Consider the following 17,951-nt stretch of genomic DNA (forward strand, 5'->3'; position numbering starts at 1 on the left):
TTTTACTGTCTATGCAGAACACTCCTGATTCTCACGCTATTTTGCGTGTTCGAGGCCTGAGCAAACAATACGCAAACGGGCATCAAGCCCTGCACGCTTTGGACCTGGATATTTGGCGGGGCGAGATTTTTGCCCTGCTCGGCTCCAACGGCGCAGGCAAAACCACCTTGATCAGTATTATCTGCGGGCTGGTCAATCGCAGCAGCGGCACCGTTCTGGTGGATGGCGCAGACAATGTCGCCGACTACAAGCGCGCCCGCCAGAAAATTGGCCTGGTGCCGCAAGAGCTAAGCGCCGATTCCTTCGAGACAGTCTGGAATACCGTCAGCTTCAGCCGTGGCCTGTTTGGCAAAGCCCCCAATCCGGCCCTGATCGAGCAGATTCTGAAGGACTTGTCGCTATGGGACAAGAAAGACAGTCCCTTGATTACGCTCTCGGGCGGCATGAAACGCCGCGTCCTGATCGCCAAGGCGCTTTCCCATGAACCGGAAATCCTGTTTCTGGATGAACCCACCGCCGGTGTGGACGTGGCCTTGCGCCAAGGCATGTGGGCCTTGGTGAAACGGCTGCGCAGCCAGGGGGTCACCATTATTCTGACCACCCACTACATCGAAGAAGCCCAGGAGATGGCCGACCGCATCGGCTTCATCAATAAAGGTTCACTGCAACTGGTGGAAACCAAAGACAATCTGATGCGCCGCCTGGGCGGTAAAACCCTGAGCCTGAATCTGGCCGAGCCGATCAGCGCCCTGCCCGCTGCGCTGGAAACGCTGGGACTGCAAAGCACTGCCGACGGCATGAGCCTGCTTTACCCCTTGACCAACCGCGAACAAGGTCATGACCTGAGCAATTTGCTGGCGGCAGTTGGGCAAGCGGGGCTGACCATTACCGACATCCATACCCGCGAGCGCAGTCTGGAAGATATTTACGTTGAGTTTGTAGGGGCACAGTCATGAACTGGTACGCCATCCTGGCCATTTATCGCTACGAAATGTCACGCACCCGACGCACCCTGCTGCAAAGCATCGTAGCCCCCGTGATTTCCACCGCCTTGTATTTTGTGGTGTTTGGCGCTGCCATTGGCCATCGCATCAATGAAATCGGCGGCGTGCCCTATGGCGCGTTTATCGTGCCTGGGCTGACCATGTTGTCGGTGTTGACCCATAGCGTCTCCAACGCCGCCTTCGGAATTTACTTTCCGCGCTTTACGCGCAATATCTACGAGATTCTGTCTGCCCCCATTTCACACTTCGAGGTGACCTTGGCCTTTGTGGGCGCAGCAGCCACCAAGTCACTGTTTCTGGCGGCTATCATCCTGATCACGGCGCGGCTATTTGTGCCTTACGAAATTGCCCACCCTATCTGGATGCTGTGCTTTCTGGCCTTAACCGCCCTGACCTTCAGTCTATTGGGTTTCATTATCGGTATCTGGGCCGACAACTTTGAAAAGCTGCAATTCGTGCCCATGCTGATTCTGACGCCACTGACCTTTTTGGGCGGCACCTTCTATTCCATCGACATACTGCCCGAGTTCTGGCAGAAACTGACCTTGCTGAACCCGGTGCTGTACCTGATCAGCGGCTTTCGCTGGAGTTTCTTTGATCTGGCCGATGTGAATGTGTGGCTGAGCCTGGGCATGACACTGCTGTTTTTAAGTGTGTTTCTTGCCGTGGCGGGCTGGATTTTCAAAACGGGCTATCGATTGCGCCCGTAAATAAAAAAGGCCGGGAATATTTCCCGGCCTTTTTTTGAGAACTCGAACAGGGCACGCAGCCGCTAGATACTGAACGTCTCCTCAGAACAGTTCAATCGGGATGCACAGCGCAATCCATAAAACTGGCTTGCTCTCCATACTGACGCAGCTTTGCTTCCAGCACGGGTGCAGGCACCCCTTCAATCGGCTTGTAGCCCAGACGCTGCCAATAGCCCACGGCCGGTCCCAAAGACACCAGACTGCAACGACGCAAGCCACGCTGCCAGGCATAGCGGCGACCGGTTTGCAACAAAGCTCCGGCCACCCCACGGCCTTGCGCGCGACGCATCACGGCGCAGTCGTGAATAAACCATTGGTCTGCGGGCGAAGGCAGGCTATTCAACGCGTCGCCCAGGGACGGCGGCAAAAGGCCCGCCCAAGGGTAGGACACCAAATAACCCTGCAGTTGATTGTCGGTATCACGTGCCACCCAGCAGCTATCCGGAGCCAGATCCAGACGGTTCTGATAGAAGCTGCGGTCTTCCAGAATATCCGCGTCGTACACATCCGCCTGGACTTCCAGCACCTGGCTCAGATCGTGCACACGCATTAATTCAATTCGTACATTCATAGCTGATACACGGCGGCATCACGTCACCACCGTGCCGTTTCACTCGGTTTAGTCGCGGAAATTATCGTACTGCAAAGGCAATTCCACATCGGTCTGTTTCAACAGAGCGATGGCAGCCTGCAAGTCGTCCCGTTTCTTGCCGGTTACACGCAGTTTTTCACCTTGAATCTGCGTCTCCACTTTCAGCTTGGCGTTCTTGATGGCGGCGATCAGTTTCTTGGATGTAGGCTGGTCCAGACCCTGACGCACTTTCACTTTCTGACGCGCGCCGGCCACGTTTTCCAGAACCTTCTCGGTCTCCAGGCAGCGCACATCAATACCGCGGGCAGCAATACGGCCACGCAGAATCTGCATCATTTGCTCGAGCTGAAACACGCTGGGAGCCGATTGCAAAATGGTGTTCTCGTCTTCGAGTTCAAATTTGGCATCCGTACCTTTGAAGTCAAAACGGGTAGCCAGTTCGCGGCTGGCTTGTTCCACTGCATTACGCAGTTCGTGGGTGTTGACCTCGGATACAACGTCAAAAGATGGCATTCCTAACCGTCCTGTTCCTTAAGTGCAGACAGGCCGCGTGAAGCGACCTGTATGCTTTTTAGAAAACGCTGGTCTTAGTCCGAAGCGGCTTGCTTGGCCTGCTGACGCAGCGCGAATTTCTGTATTTTACCTGTTGCCGTTTTGGGCAACTCCATAAAACTGAAATGTCGCGGTATTTTAAAGCCAGCCAAGTACTGACGGCAATGCGCGCGCAGTTCTTCCACCGTCACTTCCGCACCGGGGCGCAGCTCCACATAAACGTGCGGTGCTTCACCCCAACGCTCGTCCGGCTGGGCTACAACGGCCGCCGCCTGCACGGCTGGATGACGGTACATGACATCTTCAATCTCGATGGAAGAAATATTCTCGCCCCCGGAAATGATGATGTCCTTGCTGCGGTCCTTGATACGTACGTAGCCGTCCGGCTCGCACACGGCCAGGTCGCCGGTATGGAACCAGCCACCGCCCAGGGATTCCTGGGTGGCCTGCGCGTTCTTCAAATACCCCTTCATGGTGATATTGCCGCGGAACATGATCTCGCCCATAGTCTCGCCATCGGCAGGAACGGGCTCCATGGTTTGCGGATTCAAAACCTGTACGCCCCCTTGCAGGTGATAACGCACACCTTGACGGGCATTGCGCTGAGCACGTTCCTGGATATCCAGTTCACTCCAGGGTGCATGCTGCGCACAGACCGAGGCGGGGCCATAAGTTTCGGTCAGGCCGTAAACGTGGGTCAGCGCAAAGCCCATGCGCTCCATCCCTTCAATCATGGTGGCCGGAGGTGCAGCGCCTGCCACCATGGCCGACACGCCCTTGGGCAGGCGGGACTTCAGCGCTTCGTCGGAGTTGACCAGCAGGGAGTGCACAATCGGCGCACCACAATAGTGGGTGACGCCGTAATCGACCATATTGTCGACCATAGCCTGGGCTTCCACCTTGCGCAAACAGACGTTCACACCAGCACGGGCTGCAATCACCCAGGGGAAAGTCCAACCATTGCAATGGAACATGGGCAGGGTCCACAGATAGACCGCGTGCTTGGGCATGTCCCATTCCAAGACATTGGACAAGGCCCCCAGATACGCGCCACGGTGGTGGTAGACCACGCCTTTGGGCTTGCCGGTGGTACCGCTGGTGTAGTTCAGGGCAATCGCATCCCACTCGTTAGCGGGCAATTGCCAGTCGTAATCCGGGTCGCCTTCGTCCACGAACTCTTCGTAGGTTTGCGAGCCGATACGTTCTGCGCCAGTGTCAAAATAATTGTCCACGACGTCGATGACCAGAATGGGCTCTTTGCTTTCGCGCAGGCTCAAGGCTTCTTTCATGACGGCGGCAAATTCGCTGTCCACCAGCACCGCACGCGCTTCGCCGTGATCCAGCATATAAGCGATAGTGCTGGCATCCAGACGGGTATTCAAGGTATTCAGTACGGCACCACACATGGGCACACCAAAGTGTGCCTGAACCATGGGCGGAGTATTGGGCAACATCACGGCCACGGTATCGCCTTTGCCAACCCCAGCCTTGGACAGCGCACTGCCCAGCTGACGAGTACGGGCATACAGCTGAGACCAGCTCATCTTGATGCCGTTTTGGGCGGGCCCGTAAACCAGAGCCGGATAGTCAGGGTAGACAAAAGCACTGCGCTCGATGAAATCCAGCGGCGACAAAACACGATAATTGGCGTCTGTCTGGGGCAAATCCTGATCGTAAATACTCACCACAAAGTCTCCAAAAAAGGGCGGGCTAACCGAAATTCACGGCGGTCCGTCTGATAATTGCGCTCTTACATTAGCTGGCTACGCGCCTTTGGGCAAGGTCGCCTTTTCAGTCATAGAGGCGCATAATGACACGCTATCCTAGGTATATATCGCGACCGGCTGACTGCTCGCTGACAGTTTGCCCCCTACCTGAAGGCCCTTCATGCCCGTAGCCATGCTGTATATTGCCGCCGGTGGTGCCCTGGGCGCATTGGCGCGTTGGTTCTTGAGTCAGGCTTTGAATGCCCTGTTCCCCACCCTGCCCCCCGGTACTTTGCTGGCTAACTTGATTGGCGGCTATTTGATGGGTATCGCAATGGCCTATTTCAGCGGCTTGGGCCTGGGTCACGAAGGCTGGCGCATGTTCGTCATGACGGGCTTTCTGGGTGGCCTGACCACTTTTTCCACCTTTTCCGCCGAGATCATGACCTTGATGATGCAGCAGCGTTATCTGTGGGCCATGGGCGGCATTGCCATCCACGTTGCCGGTTCCCTGCTCATGCTGGGTCTGGGCATGGCCACGTGGAGCCTGTTTCGGGGGCAAGCATGATAGACGTCCATTTTCTTCAGGCCGGCTCCCCTCCTCCTGATGTCGAGCAACGTTTTGGCAACCAGAATGCCTGGTTCAAACGCGCTTTGCAGCCCCTGGATGTCAATGTCCACACCTGGCGAGTCCATCAGGATGATGCCCTGCCTGCGCCGGACTGCCCCGACCCGGTGGTGATCAGCGGTTCCTGGAGCATGGTCACCGACAAGCTGGACTGGAGCGAAAACCTGGCCGCCTGGATTCGGGAACGCTATCAGACACACATGCCTTTGCTGGGTATTTGCTATGGCCATCAGTTAATGGCCCACGCCTTGGGCGGGTGCGTGGATTACCACCCCAAAGGGGCCGAGGTCGGCTACCTGCCCATTCACTTGTCCGAGCAGGCCCACGAGCATGAACTGCTGGCCAATCTGCCCATGCAATTTCCTGCCCTGCTGACGCACCAACAAAGCGTATTGAGCTTGCCCGAGCATGTGGAAATACTGGGCAGCTCTGCGCATGATCCGCATCAAATACTGCGTTATGGCCCCGCGCAGTGGTCGATTCAGTTTCACCCTGAATTTTTTGCCGGCCTGCTACGTTACTGCGTGCTGCGCAAGGCCGAATCCTGGCGAGCCCAAGGCATAGATCCCCAAACACTGGCAGACCCTATTCAGGACACGCCCGACGCCCATCGTCTGCTGTGCAATTTTGTACAGGCTTACTCGTCCAGCGGCCCTAATGGCCGACGGAAAAACTCGCCGGGCGTTTGACCCATCAAATCCCGAAAAGCTGCCACAAAGGCCGACATGCTTTCATAGCCACAAGCTAACGCGACATCAGTGACACGCTCGTGCCGCTCCAGCAAAGGCAAGGCACTCATGACGCGCAGTCGCTGACGCCAGACCCGGAACGTCAGCCCGGTCTGCTGACGAAACAGACGGCTCAGGGTTTTTTCTGACAAACCCTGTTGCTCTGCCAAGTCCTGCAAACTCCAATCGCCTGAAGGTTGGGCCTGCAATTGCTCGCAGACCTGCAAAAGACGCGGGTCCGAAGGCCAAGGCAGAATCAGGCCACTTTCAGGCGCCGCCAGCAAACGATCCAGCAGGACTTGCACCAGACGCCCCTGCGCCCCCTCGCGCTCGTACAGCACAGGCAAAAGGCTGAACTCGCGTATCAGTTCACGCAGCAAGCGGTCTACCACAACCACTCGACACACCGTAGGGGCCTCTGGCAAGGCGCTGACATCAATATAAAGACTACGAATCTGCGCATCAGGCGAGCTACGCACCCCATGTTCCACACCCGCAGGCACCCACACCGCCTGCTGAGGCGGCGCCATGAAGCGCCCGCTGGCAGTACGCACTTCGATCACCCCCGTCAGCGCATAGGAAAACTGCACCCAGGGATGCCGATGTGGGCGGGCAATGGCCTGATTGGGCAAGGTACGCTCCTGACCATATAAAGGCCTGGGTAGATAGCGCAACTGCTGCAAACTCTCCGGAATTCGCTCCGCAGGCATCAGAATGTCCGTTTGTCGATAATCCATATCCGTTTAGCGATAAACCCCCAAAAAGGTCTACGGTAAAGTGAGGCCTTTCATAACGCAAGCCTTTCAAGCCTCTAACAAACCCATGTTCTCTCAACTGCGACTGCTTTTTGACAACTTCACCCTGATCCTGATCGGCGTAGTGGCACTGGCAAGTTTCTTTCCCGCCTACGGCCAAGGTGCGGTGTTCTTTGACGTGATCACTGGTCTGGCGATTGCCCTGCTGTTTTTCATGCACGGGGCCAAGCTATCCCGCGAAGCCATCATTGCTGGGGCCACCCACTGGCGTTTGCACCTGCTGGTCTTTAGCTGCACCTTTGTCATGTTTCCCCTGCTGGGCCTGCTGTCCAAGCCCATCTTGCTGCCATTGCTGGGCATGCCCTTGTTTGTGGGCATTCTGTACATGTGTGCCCTGCCCGGCACCGTGCAATCGGCCATTGCCTTTACCTCGATTGCTCGTGGTAACGTGCCTGCCGCGATTTGCAGCGCCTCGGCCTCCAGCCTGATCGGTATTGTGCTCACCCCCGTCTTGTTGAAACTGCTGCTTGATGCAGACGGTGGTTCGGCCACTTCGACCCTGGACGCCATCAAGAAGATCAGTCTGCAATTGTTGTTGCCTTTTGTGGTCGGCCACTTGATGCGCCCCCTGATTGGCAAATGGATGGATCGCAACCGTAAATGGCTGCGCAGCGTGGACCAGTCCTCCATCTTGCTGGTGGTCTACACCGCTTTCAGTGCTTCCGTGATTGGTGGCCTGTGGCAAGCTGTCCCGCCCAAGTCCCTGGCGATTCTGGCCGTAGTCTGCCTGGTCTTGCTGGCCATCATCCTGTTCCTGACCACCTGGCTGGCCCGCAAGCTGGGCTTCAATAAAGAAGACGAAATCACGATTGTCTTCGGTGGCTCCAAGAAAAGTCTGGCCACTGGCGTACCTATGGCCCAAGTGCTGTTTACTGGCGCCGCCATTGGCCCAGCCCTGCTGCCCATCATGATCTTCCACCAGATCCAGTTGATGGCTTGTGCATTCATTGCGAATAAGTATGCGCAACGGCCTGAGACTCCTGAGGAAGCGATCAGCTTGCAAAAGGCCTGATAGCACTCTATCGTCAGCAGCCCCCCGACACGTGGGGCTTGCTTTGGAGACAGCGGCACAAAAAGAAACCGGCTTGATGCCGGTTTCTTTATTTATAGATTCGAAATGTAGACAAAGATATCGGTGCCGTCGTACTTGAAGGAGCCATCGGGATTCTTTTGAGTGAGCACCTTGCGCAAGTCGACCGGATGTAGCCAACCTGCTCCCAGCAAACCGCCATTGATCGCCCGAATTTCGGTCCCTCCAACCGCGACGGCAGCATGGAAGAACTCCATGCCCTTGACTCGACAAAAGCCAATGGCCTTGCCGCCAGGCAAGGAATTCCGACCATCCCACATTCTGCCTTCAGCAAACTTGAATACCGGCAGCCAGTTCTGCGCCGAAATGGAAGTCAGCTGATCAAAACTGATTTTCGCATTATATAAATAACGCATATAGGCAGCGGCGTCATAACACACACCTTTCATATAAGCCGTAATATCATCTGGCCCATGGATCAGGTGATTATCTGCATAGATAATTCTATCGGACGCCGAAAGCTTCGCCGTCTTCGTTCCTTTCTCTGTCAAATTCATGGCTAAACCCTTGTAAACAGATAAAAAACAAGGGCCTATAGTAGCAGTCGAATTCTGTTAAAAACCTGAAACCAGGCTTGTTTATCGATTGAATTAACTAATCGAAAACAAGGCGACAGCCTAATTAGTATCTTTATATTATTTGAATAAAACTTGTTTATTAAAATAAATAAACCAGTTAAAAAACAAAAATAAAAACCGGAATCAATCTCAGCAAAATATTTCTATTTCAGCTTATTGATCTTGTCGTTCAAAGTTGCAGCAGACAACTCCCCGGCTCGGACATCCACCAAACGTCCCTGCTCGTCCAAAAACAAGGTTGTAGGCAAGCCACGGCTGCGCACGGCCTGGCCCAGCTGCATTTGCGGGTCGCGCCACATATTATCCAGCTCCAGATTCTCGTCCATCAGGTACTTCTGGATCTCGACCAGTTCCTCGCCCTGGTTCGCAAACACGATATTCACGTCGGACCGGGTGGATTGCACTTGCTTGAAGGCAGGCATTTCGCGGCGGCACGGAGGACACCAGCTGGCCCACAAGTTAACGACCGTGACCTTGCCTTTATACAAATCCAGATTTTCCGGAGCACTGACATCAAGCTGCATAGGGATCAAGTCTATCTCGGGCAATGGCATGGCGGTTTCCACTCCCCCTCGCCCTGTCGCGACCATGATTAGCGAAAATGCCGCCACACCAACGGCCAACCCTCCCGATACAGCAGGCAAAACGGCCTTGTCACGCAGCACGCGCCACAGCACATAGAACCAGCCTGCCGTCACGGCTGCCGGGATCATCAGACCGCCGTCGCGCAAATCCAGCCAGCTCAAGGGTTCGCTTTGATAAAACGGCCATTGCTGGATCAGAAAACCCAAACGACCGACCAGCACACCCAGAATCATCGCGCGCCACAGCACCGATTCAGCTCGGGTCTGCTTGCGTCTATCCAGCCAGGCGGCCAGAAACAGCCCCAGCAATGCCGCGACCATAAAAGCAAATAGAGACGTGGCAAAGGTAAAGGGACCGAGCTGTATGCTTTGCATAAACATAAATCCTGACAAGACCAAATAAAAATCGACCCGCCATAAGCGGGTCGGGGCAATAAGTACAGACAGCGTCGCTGCTAAAAGATTCCCTCAATCAGGAGGCGCTACTCAAAATCTGCATGAATTGGCCCATTTTCGTTTTGCATTTGATGCCGGGTTCCAGCTCGACTCCACTGCTGACATCAATCGCATAGGGACGATGCAAGGCGACTCGTTCGGCCACATTGTCGATACGCATGCCTCCGGCAAGAACCAGCGGCGGCAGTCCGTCCTGGCCGTCCAGACGCGCCTGCAGCCCCTGAATCAGCTCCGGATCAAAAGCCGTACCGGTGCCGCCATAGGCATCGTGATAACCATCCATCAGCCAGGCTCGGGCATCCTGATACTTCAAGCACTGTTCCAGCAGGCCATCCACCGTATCCAGACCAGGCGCACCGACTCGGAAAGCCTTGATATAGGGATGCGCGTAGCGACGGCATTCTTCCGGGCTTTCTTCACCGTGAAATTGCAGCAAGTCCGGTTGCACCTGTTCCAGAATTTCCCGAACAAAGCTCTCGGACGCATTCACAAACAGGCTGACTGCCTGCACAAACGCCGGCACACGGGCGCGCAGGGCAACAGCCTGCTCCGTACTCAGCATACGGGCACTTTTCGGGTAAAAGACAAACCCCACCGCATCCGCGCCCAACTGCACGGCAGCATCAATATCCTGCGCTCGGGTAAAGCCACAAATCTTGACTCGGGTACGGCTGAACATCACACATCCTTGAATAAAAAACGGGGGCCAGATGCCCCCGTGTGAATCATGAAATAAGCTTATTGGAAACTGCTGGCCGCGTCATCCGTTCCAAATCCGTAGCTGTCAGAACCGTAAGTCGATTCCGTACCAAACTGGATTTGCGAATCCTCCAGCAGAACTTCGCCGTGCTTATAGTGCGTAACCAGTCCGGGGAAGACCAGTACCGTTGCCACCATCAACAACTGAATGATAATAAACGGTACCGATCCCCAGTAAATATCCGTTGTGGCCACACGCTTGATGCGCTCGCCCGTGACCTTGTCGGTGTAGTCCTCTTTGGGGGCGACGGAACGCAGGAAGAACAGCGCAAAACCAAAGGGCGGGTGCATGAAGGAGGTCTGCATATTGACCGCCAGCAAGACACCGAACCAGATCAGGTCAATGCCCATCTTGTCGGCAATCGGCCCGAGCAGCGGCACAATAATAAAGGCCAGCTCAAAAAAGTCCAGGAAGAAAGCCAGCAGGAAGGTCAGGATACTGACGATAATCAGGAAGCCCCACTCACCGCCAGGCATGTCGATCAAGAGGTGTTCCACCCACAAATCGCCATTGATGCCACGGAAGCTCAGGCTAAAGACGGTAGAACCCACCAGAATGAAGACCACGAAGCAGGACAGACGAGTCGTCGATTCCATGGCCTGACGCAGCAGCTTCCAGGACAGACGGCCACGAGATACCGCCATGATGATGGCGCCGACCGCCCCCATCGCCCCACCTTCGGTCGGGGTAGCCACCCCAATAAAGATCGTACCCAGCACCAGGAAGATCAGGAACAGCGGGGGCACCATCACAAAGACCACACGCTCGGCGATCTTGGACAGCATTTTCAGCTTGAGCAGCTTGTTGATCAGCGCGATCACCCAGGCCGTAATACCCCACAACAGCAGCACCACAACCACGTGCTCGTCCATCGGGATATTAGGGTGCGTGGCAAAGTAGTGCTGCGAACCGAAGTACGCCACCGCGGTTGCAACCAGCGTCAGCACAATCAGGGATGTCAGGCCGCGGCTACCATTATCTTCAACATAGATACGCGCTTCGGGCGGCAAGGCCGGGGCCGATTTGGGCTTGATGTAGGACATCACCACGATGTAGAGGATGTAGACTGCCGTCAGCAGCAAACCGGGGAGCATGGCGCCACGGTACATATCACCAATAGAGCGGCCCAGTTGGTCAGCCAGAATGATCAGTACGATGGAGGGCGGAATGATCTGCGACAAGGTCCCGGAGGCGGCAATCACCCCCGTTGCCAGCCTGCGGTCATATCCGTAACGCAGCATGATGGGCAAGGAGATCAGGCCCATGGAAATCACGGAAGCCGACACCACACCCGTTGTGGCGGCCAGCATGGCCCCCACCAGCACCACGGCAATTGCCAGACCACCACGCAGGGGGCCAAACAACTGGCCAATGGTCTCCAGCAAGTCCTCCGCCATTCCTGATCGCTCAAGAATAAGCCCCATCAGAGTAAAGAACGGAACGGCCAGCAAGGTATCGTTTTCAACAATGCCAAAGACCCGTTGCGGCAAGGCCTGGAACAAGGCCGGCTGCATCATGCCCAGCTCGATGGCGACCAGACCGTACAGGACACCAATCGCAGACAGCGTGAAGGTAACCGGGAAGCCCAACAGCAAAAACACGATCAAGTTGATGAACATGATCGGGGCCAGATTATCAGTCAAGAATTCCATTGTTACTGGCCCTTGGAAACAGAGATTGTTGCTTCATTTGCCTGGGCAATCTCGCGGATTTCCTGGGCAAGTTCTTCTTCGGCACTCAGCCCCCCATTTCTTAACAAGGGGTTGGGACAAGCACCACGCAAAAAGCCTATGCATTTGATCAAATGCGATACACCGGCCAGGGCTAACAAAAAGAAGCCAACGGGAATCAATAGCTTGACCGGCCAACGTATCATCCCCCCGGTATTGGAGGAGAGTTCGTTCAGCACATAGGATTGCTGGAAAAAGGGAATCGAGAGCCAGAAAATAAGCAGTGTGGCGGGCAAAAGGAAAAAGATCACGCCGATAACATCGATCCAGACCTGAACCCGGGGCGGGAATCGTTCCGCCAAAGCATCCACCCGAACATGCTCGTTCACAAAGAAGGTATAACCAGCGGCCAGCAAGAAAATTGCACCAAACAAATACCACTGCAATTCAAGCCAGTAGTTCGAACTGACGCCGAACACTTTACGCACGATGGCGTTAATCGCACTGACCAACACCACGATCAGGGTCAGCCAAGTCACGGACTTACCAACGACCGTATTCAAACGGTCGATCAAACTAGACAATCGTAAGAAGAATTTCATGGCCTTGCTCAGGATATGGTCGCCTTCAGGATTCGCTTGTGGCTAATGCTCGAAGGTGGTCGGCCTTATACAGATAAGAATGTAAGAGAAGAAAATGGCTTCACATTTTATACGATTGAAGCATGTGAAGCCGGTTCGAATACCGGGGATAAACCCTTTAGAAACGGACTAAATCATGATTTTTTTCAGGCCGTTTCACCAAAACGCAATCCACTTAACTCATAGAGCAAATCGTAGGGATTGCTGGCGGGAATATCGAACTGCTTGGGGTAATCCACCCCGGCCAGATACAGGCCACTGGCATCGAAAGTCGGGGCTGACAAGCGGCGATCGCGCTGTGCCAATAAATGCAGCACCCAATCAGGCGGCTGACGGCCTTGGCCGATATAAATCAGCACGCCCATCAGATTGCGGATCATGTGATGTAAAAAGGCATTGGCGCTGAAACGGAACAGGAAAAAGTCGCCCTGCTGTTCAATCCGGATCTGCGACATGGTGCGCACCGGACTGGCCGCCTGGCATTGCGAGGAACGAAACGCGCTGAAATCATGTTCGCCCACCAGGTGCTGGGCGGCCTCTTGCATCAGAGCCAGGTCCAAAGGACGAAACACCCAGGCCACTCGACCATGCAACAAGGGGGAACGCACCCGGTGCTGGCGCAGCAGATAAACGTAATGACGGCCTTGGGCCGAGAAGCGGGCATGAAAATCATCCGGCACTTCGCGCGCCCATTGCACGGCAACGGAGTCCGGCAGCAAGGCGTTCAAGCCGCGCACCCACGACTCCAGGCTGCGCTCGGCAGCCGTGTCCAGATGAACGACTTGATTGAGGGCGTGAACGCCAGTGTCGGTGCGACCGGCGCAGATCGTAGAAACAGGCTGGGCCGTAAAACGGCCCAGTGCCTGCTCCAGAACATCTTGAACGGTGTTGCCACCGGCCTGACTTTGCCAACCCAGCCAGGGCGTCCCTTCATAGCAGACACCCAATGCAATACGTCTCATGGTGGGTATGCCTTACTGACGAACGGGAGGCTCGTCCGAAGGCGGCTGATCCAAGTCCAGATTGATTTTTTCCAGCTTTTCCCGAACCATCGCTTCACTGACAGGCGCAGGGGAATCATCGCCATGGCGATTTTCAGTATTGGCACGACGCAAAACCCAGGTCACCAGGACCACAATCAACGCCAGTACCACGGCCATCACGGCCAACATATGTTCTTGAATCCAGGACACGGTCTTTTTTGCCTTGTTAACTGCACCGGCCATCTTGCCCTGTTCGGGCTCGGACGGCACGGAAATCGCTCCTGCCACGGCGGCAGAAGAAGCGGCGCCTGAGGCGCCAGAAGAAGTATTACCAGTAGCGGCATCGCTGCCGGAGTCACCCAGACCCAGCTCCTGCGCTGAGTCCAGGATCAGATCTTTAGCGGCCTCGCCTTGGGACTGCAAGGCACGGCCCAGGGTGGAAACATTCTCTTCCAGCTGCGAGACACGATCGCCGGTCTCGCGCAGCTCGTGCTGCAATTGCTGTTTGGCGTCACGGGCCTCTGCCCCTGCCGACAATAGCAAACGATCCTGGCCTTGCGCCTGAGCACCTGGCTCGCCGGAGCCTGTTTGTGCTACACCTTGAGACGCATCCGCCTGATCCTGCCCTGCTTGCGCAGCGGAGCGCAAGGCCTGAGCCTGGTCAACATAGAAGCGGCGAGCTTGGGCATCGTCAATGGACAACATGGCCGCCGCATCAGGAATCTGTAGCGTTTGGCCCGCCTTCAGGCGATGCATATTCTGGTCGATGAAGGCATTCGGGTTCTGCTTTTGAACCGCCATCATCCACTGATAAGAGCTGACACCATCCACCGCATGGCGGCGCGCCAGGGCATGCAAGGTATCACCCGATTTCACGCGTACCGCACTTTGGGTCTGCACACTGGATACAGAGCTCGAAGCAGAAGCCTGCACGGATACCGGTGCCCGATACGCTGCCTGTGGCTGAGCCACTGCCTTCACGGCCACCGGGGCCGGAGCCAGTACGCTGACCTGATGCAGGAACTGCCCGCTATCACTTTGAATCTGCAAGAGCACATCGGCCACCGAGCCCGAGAACATCTGCTCGGAGGACAACCGAATGCGTCGTACTTGCCCCTGCCCATCCCGCTCGATCACGGCCTTCAAGGAGTCCAGATCAACCGGAGGGGTCAAGCCCGCCTGTTGCCAGGCGGACAAGGGGGCGGGTGTCACCTTCAAGGACAGGCTTTCTTCAGGGCTGATCTGTCGAATGCCCACATCCAGCTTGAAAACCTGATTAGGAGCCGACACAAAACGACTATGACCGATTTCCAGGGCGGAAACCGGCGCAGCCGCCAGCATCCCGGCCAATAGCAGGGCCGAACCCAGCGTACGTACAGGATGCAGACGGCCAGCCATGATTAGAGCTCGCCCAAAGCGATGCGCAACATGCGGCGCAGCGGTTCAGCCGCACCCCACAGCAACTGGTCGCCAACCGTGAAGGCGCTCAGGTACTCGGGGCCCATGTTCAGCTTGCGCAGACGGCCCACAGGGATATCCAGCGTGCCGGTGACGGCAACCGGAGTCAGCGCTTGGACCGTGGCTTGACGCTCGTTAGGCACAACCTTGGCCCACTTGGAACCTTCAGCCAGGATGTCGGTGATCTCGTCCAGCGGAACATCGCGGGTCAGCTTGATGGTCAGTGCCTGGCTGTGGCAGCGCATGGCACCGATACGCACGCACAGACCGTCGATAGGAATGTGCTTGTCCTGTGCACCACGGCCCAGGATTTTGTTGGTTTCCACACCGCCTTTCCACTCTTCACGCGTCATGCCATTGCCCAGATCGGAGTCGATCCAGGGGATCAGGCTACCGCCCAGGGGTACGCCAAAGTTTTTCTGAGGCAGATTGGGGTCGCGTTGTGTCTGCAAGACACCGCGGTCAATATCCAGAATGGCCGATGCGGGATCGTCCAGCAGGCTGGAGACGGACTGGTTGATCAGACCGAACTGAGTCAGCAGTTCGCGCATATGCTGTGCGCCACCACCGGAAGCAGCCTGGTAAGTCATGCTGGTCATCCACTCAACCAGATTCTGGTTGAACAGACCGCCCAGACCCATCAGCATGCAGCTAACCGTACAGTTGCCACCGATGAACTGCTTGCCACCTTTGGCCAGTGCAGCATCGATAACAGGACGGTTGATCGGGTCCAGCACGATCACGGAGTTTTCGTCCATGCGCAGCGTGCTGGCCGCGTCAATCCACAAACCATTCCAGCCAGCGGCACGCAGCTTGGGGTAGATCTGGCTTGTGTAATCTCCACCCTGGGCGGTCACAATAATTGGCAACTTTTTCAAGGCGTCAATATCGTGGGCGTCCTGCAATGGGCCAGCACCGTCAGCCCACGAAGGAGCTGCGCCGCCAGCATTGCTAGTCGAGAAAAACACCGGCTGAAAAAGGGAAAAATCGCCTTCGTCGCGCATGCGCTGCATGAGCACGGAGCCCACCATCCCACGCCAGCCGACCAAACCTACCGCTTGAGTCATGGTAATACCACCTGGATATATAAAAAAATAAAACGATAAAAGATACTATCGCAAAGCCTTGAGCACTGCATCCCCCATAGCACTGGTGCTCAGCAATTGGCAACCGTCCTCGTAGATGTCACCGGTGCGCAGACCTTGTTCGAGCACGCTGGCAACCGCCGCTTCGATACGCTTGGCCTGGTCTTCTGCATTGAGCGAGTAGCGCAGCAACATGGCAGCGGACAAAATGGTGGCCAAAGGATTGGCCTTGTCCTGACCGGCGATATCGGGTGCCGAGCCGTGGCTGGGTTCGTACAAACCTTGCTGGGATGCGTTCAGAGATGCCGAAGGCAACATGCCAATGGAGCCTGTCAACATGGCCGCTTCATCCGATAGGATATCGCCAAACAGGTTGCCTGTGACGATCACGTCAAATTCTTTTGGTGCGCGCACCAACTGCATGGCGGCGTTGTCCACATACATGTGGCTCAATTCCACGTCCGGATATTCGCGGGCCACATCAATCATGATGTCGCGCCAGAACTGGGATGTTTCCAGCACATTGGATTTATCCACGCTGCACAAGCGCTTCTGACGTTTTTGTGCGGCCTGGAAACCCACGTGAGCGATACGGCGCACTTCGCTTTCGGCGTAGTGCATGGTGTCAAAGCCCTGACGCTCGCCCGCGAAGTTGCCCTCTTCCACCGTACGCACGCCACGAGGCTGACCGAAGTAAATATCACCTGTCAATTCGCGCACGATCAGGATATCCAGACCGGACACAACTTCTGGTTTCAAGGTAGAAGCGTTAGCCAGTTGCGGGTACAGGATGGCGGGACGCAAGTTGGCGAACAGGCCCATGGCACGACGCAAACCCAAAATGGCTTGTTCGGGACGCAGGTGGCGCTCCAGAGAGTCGTATTTCCAGTCACCCACGGCGCCGAACAGCACAGCGTCGGAGTTTTGAGCCAGGCTCAGCGTTTCAGGTGGCAGGGGGTGGCCGTGCAAATCGTAAGCGGCGCCGCCCACGGGAGCCACGGTCATTTCCAGATCCATGCCCAGAGCACCCAGTACGCGCTGCGCCTGTTCGGTAATCTCGGGACCGATGCCATCACCGGGCAATACTGCAATTTTATGAGTCATGATGAGTAGGACGTAAAAATTAGGGAATAAGTGTGAAGAACTCCGGCCTGATGGCCGGAGCATCTTGGCTGCCCCAGAAAGGCAGCAACAGCGAAGCTTCTACAAAACCTGCGCCCAGGCTCAAGGCTGGCCAACCAGCCAGGGGTGACGGGCCAGACGCTCGGCTTCGTACTGACGGATCATGTCCGCTTTCTGCAAGGTCAGGCCAATTTCATCCAGACCATTCAAGAGGCTGTGCTTGCGCGACGCATCGATAGTGAACGGCAATTCACGGCCTTCAGGCGTGATCACGCGCTGTTCGGCCAGATCAATACGCAGCTTGTAGCCGGGGAAAGCTTTGACTTCATCGAACAGGCGGGCAATATCCAGCTCGTTCAGGACGATGGGCAGCAAGCCGTTCTTGAAGCTGTTGTTGAAGAAAATATCGGCAAAAGACGGCGCGATAATGGCGCGAAAACCATATTGCATCAAGGCCCAGGGAGCGTGCTCACGGCTGGAGCCACAACCAAAGTTCTTGCGCGCCAGCAGTACGGAAGCGCCCTGGTAGCGGTCCTGGTTCAGCACAAAGTCCGGGTTCAGCGGGCGGCGGGAATTGTCCATGCCGGGCTCGCCGTGATCCAGATAACGCAACTCATCAAACAAGTTGGGGCCAAAGCCGGTGCGCTTGATGGATTTGAGGAACTGCTTGGGGATGATCAAGTCCGTATCCACGTTCTCCCGATCCAAGGGAGCGACCAGACCTTCATGAGTAGTAAATGCTTGCATGGT

General features: G+C 56.0%; 19 protein-coding genes. 5 read left to right on the forward strand and 14 right to left on the reverse strand.

The genetic code is table 11. The annotated features are described in order from the left end of the window. Window positions 1–11: 11 nt before the first annotated feature. Both ACLPGZ_RS10440 and ACLPGZ_RS10445 read left to right on the forward strand, forming a co-directional pair. Window positions 12–956 carry an ABC transporter ATP-binding protein gene (locus tag ACLPGZ_RS10440; RefSeq protein ID WP_009462116.1) on the forward strand — a complete coding sequence of 315 codons (945 nt, stop codon included), beginning with the start codon at window positions 12–14 and terminating at the stop codon, window positions 954–956. Next, the gene (locus ACLPGZ_RS10445; protein WP_429641200.1) at window positions 953–1,714 is read left to right on the forward strand and encodes an ABC transporter permease; all 762 of its coding nucleotides are present in this window, start codon (window positions 953–955) and stop codon (window positions 1,712–1,714) included. The genes ACLPGZ_RS10440 and ACLPGZ_RS10445 overlap by 4 nt, the downstream gene beginning before the upstream one ends. 91 nt (window positions 1,715–1,805) lie before the next feature. Here ACLPGZ_RS10445 and ACLPGZ_RS10450 read toward each other — a convergent pair whose 3' ends face one another. The 3 genes from ACLPGZ_RS10450 to ACLPGZ_RS10460 form a co-directional block, all read right to left on the reverse strand. Further along, a complete protein-coding gene (locus ACLPGZ_RS10450) occupies window positions 1,806–2,324 on the reverse strand; it encodes a GNAT family N-acetyltransferase (protein ID WP_429641202.1) in 519 nt (172 codons plus the stop codon). Window positions 2,325–2,372: 48 nt separating this feature from the next. Beyond that, a complete protein-coding gene (locus ACLPGZ_RS10455) occupies window positions 2,373–2,858 on the reverse strand; it encodes a YajQ family cyclic di-GMP-binding protein (protein ID WP_009462123.1) in 486 nt (161 codons plus the stop codon). Between the two features lie 74 nt (window positions 2,859–2,932). Further along, window positions 2,933–4,585 carry an acyl-CoA synthetase gene (locus ACLPGZ_RS10460; protein WP_268379901.1) on the reverse strand — a complete coding sequence of 551 codons (1,653 nt, stop codon included), beginning with the start codon at window positions 4,583–4,585 and terminating at the stop codon, window positions 2,933–2,935. A gap of 199 nt (window positions 4,586–4,784) precedes the next feature. Here ACLPGZ_RS10460 and crcB point away from each other — a divergent pair, with 199 nt between their 5' ends. Both crcB and ACLPGZ_RS10470 read left to right on the forward strand, forming a co-directional pair. Next, window positions 4,785–5,171, forward strand: a complete 387-nt coding sequence (gene crcB / locus ACLPGZ_RS10465; RefSeq protein WP_009462127.1) for a fluoride efflux transporter CrcB — start codon at window positions 4,785–4,787, stop codon at window positions 5,169–5,171. Beyond that, on the forward strand, window positions 5,168–5,920 hold the full coding sequence (locus ACLPGZ_RS10470) for a glutamine amidotransferase (protein WP_247966758.1): 753 nt from the start codon (window positions 5,168–5,170) through the stop codon (window positions 5,918–5,920). Before crcB ends, ACLPGZ_RS10470 begins: the two co-directional genes overlap by 4 nt. On the opposite strand, the gene ACLPGZ_RS10475 is transcribed toward ACLPGZ_RS10470, so the two are convergent. Continuing rightward, window positions 5,869–6,696, reverse strand: coding sequence for an AraC family transcriptional regulator (locus ACLPGZ_RS10475; protein ID WP_115633768.1), 828 nt, complete (start codon window positions 6,694–6,696; stop codon window positions 5,869–5,871). The genes ACLPGZ_RS10470 and ACLPGZ_RS10475 overlap by 52 nt on opposite strands. Before the next feature lie 85 nt (window positions 6,697–6,781). On the opposite strand from ACLPGZ_RS10475, the gene ACLPGZ_RS10480 reads away from it, so the two are divergent. After that, window positions 6,782–7,786 (forward strand): bile acid:sodium symporter family protein, encoded by a 1,005-nt coding sequence (locus tag ACLPGZ_RS10480; protein ID WP_429641204.1) that lies wholly within the window; start codon window positions 6,782–6,784, stop codon window positions 7,784–7,786. Between the two features lie 92 nt (window positions 7,787–7,878). Here ACLPGZ_RS10480 and ACLPGZ_RS10485 read toward each other — a convergent pair whose 3' ends face one another. The 10 genes from ACLPGZ_RS10485 to leuD form a co-directional block, all read right to left on the reverse strand. Then, window positions 7,879–8,361, reverse strand: a complete 483-nt coding sequence (locus tag ACLPGZ_RS10485; protein ID WP_022983149.1) for a hypothetical protein — start codon at window positions 8,359–8,361, stop codon at window positions 7,879–7,881. A gap of 224 nt (window positions 8,362–8,585) precedes the next feature. After that, window positions 8,586–9,401 carry a TlpA disulfide reductase family protein gene (locus ACLPGZ_RS10490; protein ID WP_268379908.1) on the reverse strand — a complete coding sequence of 272 codons (816 nt, stop codon included), beginning with the start codon at window positions 9,399–9,401 and terminating at the stop codon, window positions 8,586–8,588. Window positions 9,402–9,498: 97 nt separating this feature from the next. Beyond that, complete coding sequence (locus ACLPGZ_RS10495; protein ID WP_035272792.1) at window positions 9,499–10,161, reverse strand: phosphoribosylanthranilate isomerase; 663 nt, start codon at window positions 10,159–10,161, stop codon at window positions 9,499–9,501. 59 nt (window positions 10,162–10,220) lie between these two features. Then, complete coding sequence (locus ACLPGZ_RS10500) at window positions 10,221–11,894, reverse strand: TRAP transporter large permease (protein ID WP_083053440.1); 1,674 nt, start codon at window positions 11,892–11,894, stop codon at window positions 10,221–10,223. Between the two features lie 2 nt (window positions 11,895–11,896). Next, entirely contained in the window at window positions 11,897–12,514 is a 618-nt protein-coding gene (locus ACLPGZ_RS10505; protein ID WP_035272797.1) for a TRAP transporter small permease subunit, read from the reverse strand. 185 nt (window positions 12,515–12,699) lie between these two features. Continuing rightward, entirely contained in the window at window positions 12,700–13,515 is an 816-nt protein-coding gene (truA, locus tag ACLPGZ_RS10510; RefSeq protein WP_115633770.1) for a tRNA pseudouridine(38-40) synthase TruA, read from the reverse strand. 12 nt (window positions 13,516–13,527) lie between these two features. Further along, window positions 13,528–14,934 (reverse strand): type IV pilus assembly protein FimV, encoded by a 1,407-nt coding sequence (locus ACLPGZ_RS10515; protein ID WP_115633771.1) that lies wholly within the window; start codon window positions 14,932–14,934, stop codon window positions 13,528–13,530. 2 nt (window positions 14,935–14,936) lie between these two features. Beyond that, window positions 14,937–16,061, reverse strand: a complete 1,125-nt coding sequence (gene asd / locus ACLPGZ_RS10520) for an aspartate-semialdehyde dehydrogenase (protein WP_009462145.1) — start codon at window positions 16,059–16,061, stop codon at window positions 14,937–14,939. Window positions 16,062–16,106: 45 nt separating this feature from the next. Beyond that, complete coding sequence (gene leuB / locus ACLPGZ_RS10525; protein ID WP_009462147.1) at window positions 16,107–17,183, reverse strand: 3-isopropylmalate dehydrogenase; 1,077 nt, start codon at window positions 17,181–17,183, stop codon at window positions 16,107–16,109. A gap of 120 nt (window positions 17,184–17,303) precedes the next feature. Continuing rightward, window positions 17,304–17,948 carry a 3-isopropylmalate dehydratase small subunit gene (gene leuD / locus ACLPGZ_RS10530; RefSeq protein ID WP_009462149.1) on the reverse strand — a complete coding sequence of 215 codons (645 nt, stop codon included), beginning with the start codon at window positions 17,946–17,948 and terminating at the stop codon, window positions 17,304–17,306. Window positions 17,949–17,951: the final 3 nt, after the last annotated feature.

The organism is Alcaligenes sp. Me129, from assembly GCF_050487245.1.
GTDB lineage: Bacteria > Pseudomonadota > Gammaproteobacteria > Burkholderiales > Burkholderiaceae_B > Alcaligenes > Alcaligenes phenolicus.

Bases quoted from the DNA above. Each gene is read 5' to 3' on its own strand.
- leuB (WP_009462147.1), bottom strand. From the start codon at position 17,183: ATGACTCATAAAATTGCAGTATTGCCCGGTGATGGCATCGGTCCCGAG.
- ACLPGZ_RS10480 (WP_429641204.1), top strand. From the start codon at position 6,782: ATGTTCTCTCAACTGCGACTGCTTTTTGACAACTTCACCCTGATCCTG.
- ACLPGZ_RS10505 (WP_035272797.1), bottom strand. From the start codon at position 12,514: ATGAAATTCTTCTTACGATTGTCTAGTTTGATCGACCGTTTGAATACG.
- asd (WP_009462145.1), bottom strand. From the start codon at position 16,061: ATGACTCAAGCGGTAGGTTTGGTCGGCTGGCGTGGGATGGTGGGCTCC.
- ACLPGZ_RS10455 (WP_009462123.1), bottom strand. From the start codon at position 2,858: ATGCCATCTTTTGACGTTGTATCCGAGGTCAACACCCACGAACTGCGT.
- ACLPGZ_RS10490 (WP_268379908.1), bottom strand. From the start codon at position 9,401: ATGCAAAGCATACAGCTCGGTCCCTTTACCTTTGCCACGTCTCTATTT.
- ACLPGZ_RS10515 (WP_115633771.1), bottom strand. From the start codon at position 14,934: ATGGCTGGCCGTCTGCATCCTGTACGTACGCTGGGTTCGGCCCTGCTA.
- ACLPGZ_RS10470 (WP_247966758.1), top strand. From the start codon at position 5,168: ATGATAGACGTCCATTTTCTTCAGGCCGGCTCCCCTCCTCCTGATGTC.
- crcB (WP_009462127.1), top strand. From the start codon at position 4,785: ATGCCCGTAGCCATGCTGTATATTGCCGCCGGTGGTGCCCTGGGCGCA.
- ACLPGZ_RS10450 (WP_429641202.1), bottom strand. From the start codon at position 2,324: ATGAATGTACGAATTGAATTAATGCGTGTGCACGATCTGAGCCAGGTG.
- ACLPGZ_RS10500 (WP_083053440.1), bottom strand. From the start codon at position 11,894: ATGGAATTCTTGACTGATAATCTGGCCCCGATCATGTTCATCAACTTG.
- ACLPGZ_RS10445 (WP_429641200.1), top strand. From the start codon at position 953: ATGAACTGGTACGCCATCCTGGCCATTTATCGCTACGAAATGTCACGC.
- leuD (WP_009462149.1), bottom strand. From the start codon at position 17,948: ATGCAAGCATTTACTACTCATGAAGGTCTGGTCGCTCCCTTGGATCGG.
- ACLPGZ_RS10440 (WP_009462116.1), top strand. From the start codon at position 12: ATGCAGAACACTCCTGATTCTCACGCTATTTTGCGTGTTCGAGGCCTG.
- truA (WP_115633770.1), bottom strand. From the start codon at position 13,515: ATGAGACGTATTGCATTGGGTGTCTGCTATGAAGGGACGCCCTGGCTG.
- ACLPGZ_RS10475 (WP_115633768.1), bottom strand. From the start codon at position 6,696: ATGGATTATCGACAAACGGACATTCTGATGCCTGCGGAGCGAATTCCG.
- ACLPGZ_RS10485 (WP_022983149.1), bottom strand. From the start codon at position 8,361: ATGAATTTGACAGAGAAAGGAACGAAGACGGCGAAGCTTTCGGCGTCC.
- ACLPGZ_RS10495 (WP_035272792.1), bottom strand. From the start codon at position 10,161: ATGTTCAGCCGTACCCGAGTCAAGATTTGTGGCTTTACCCGAGCGCAG.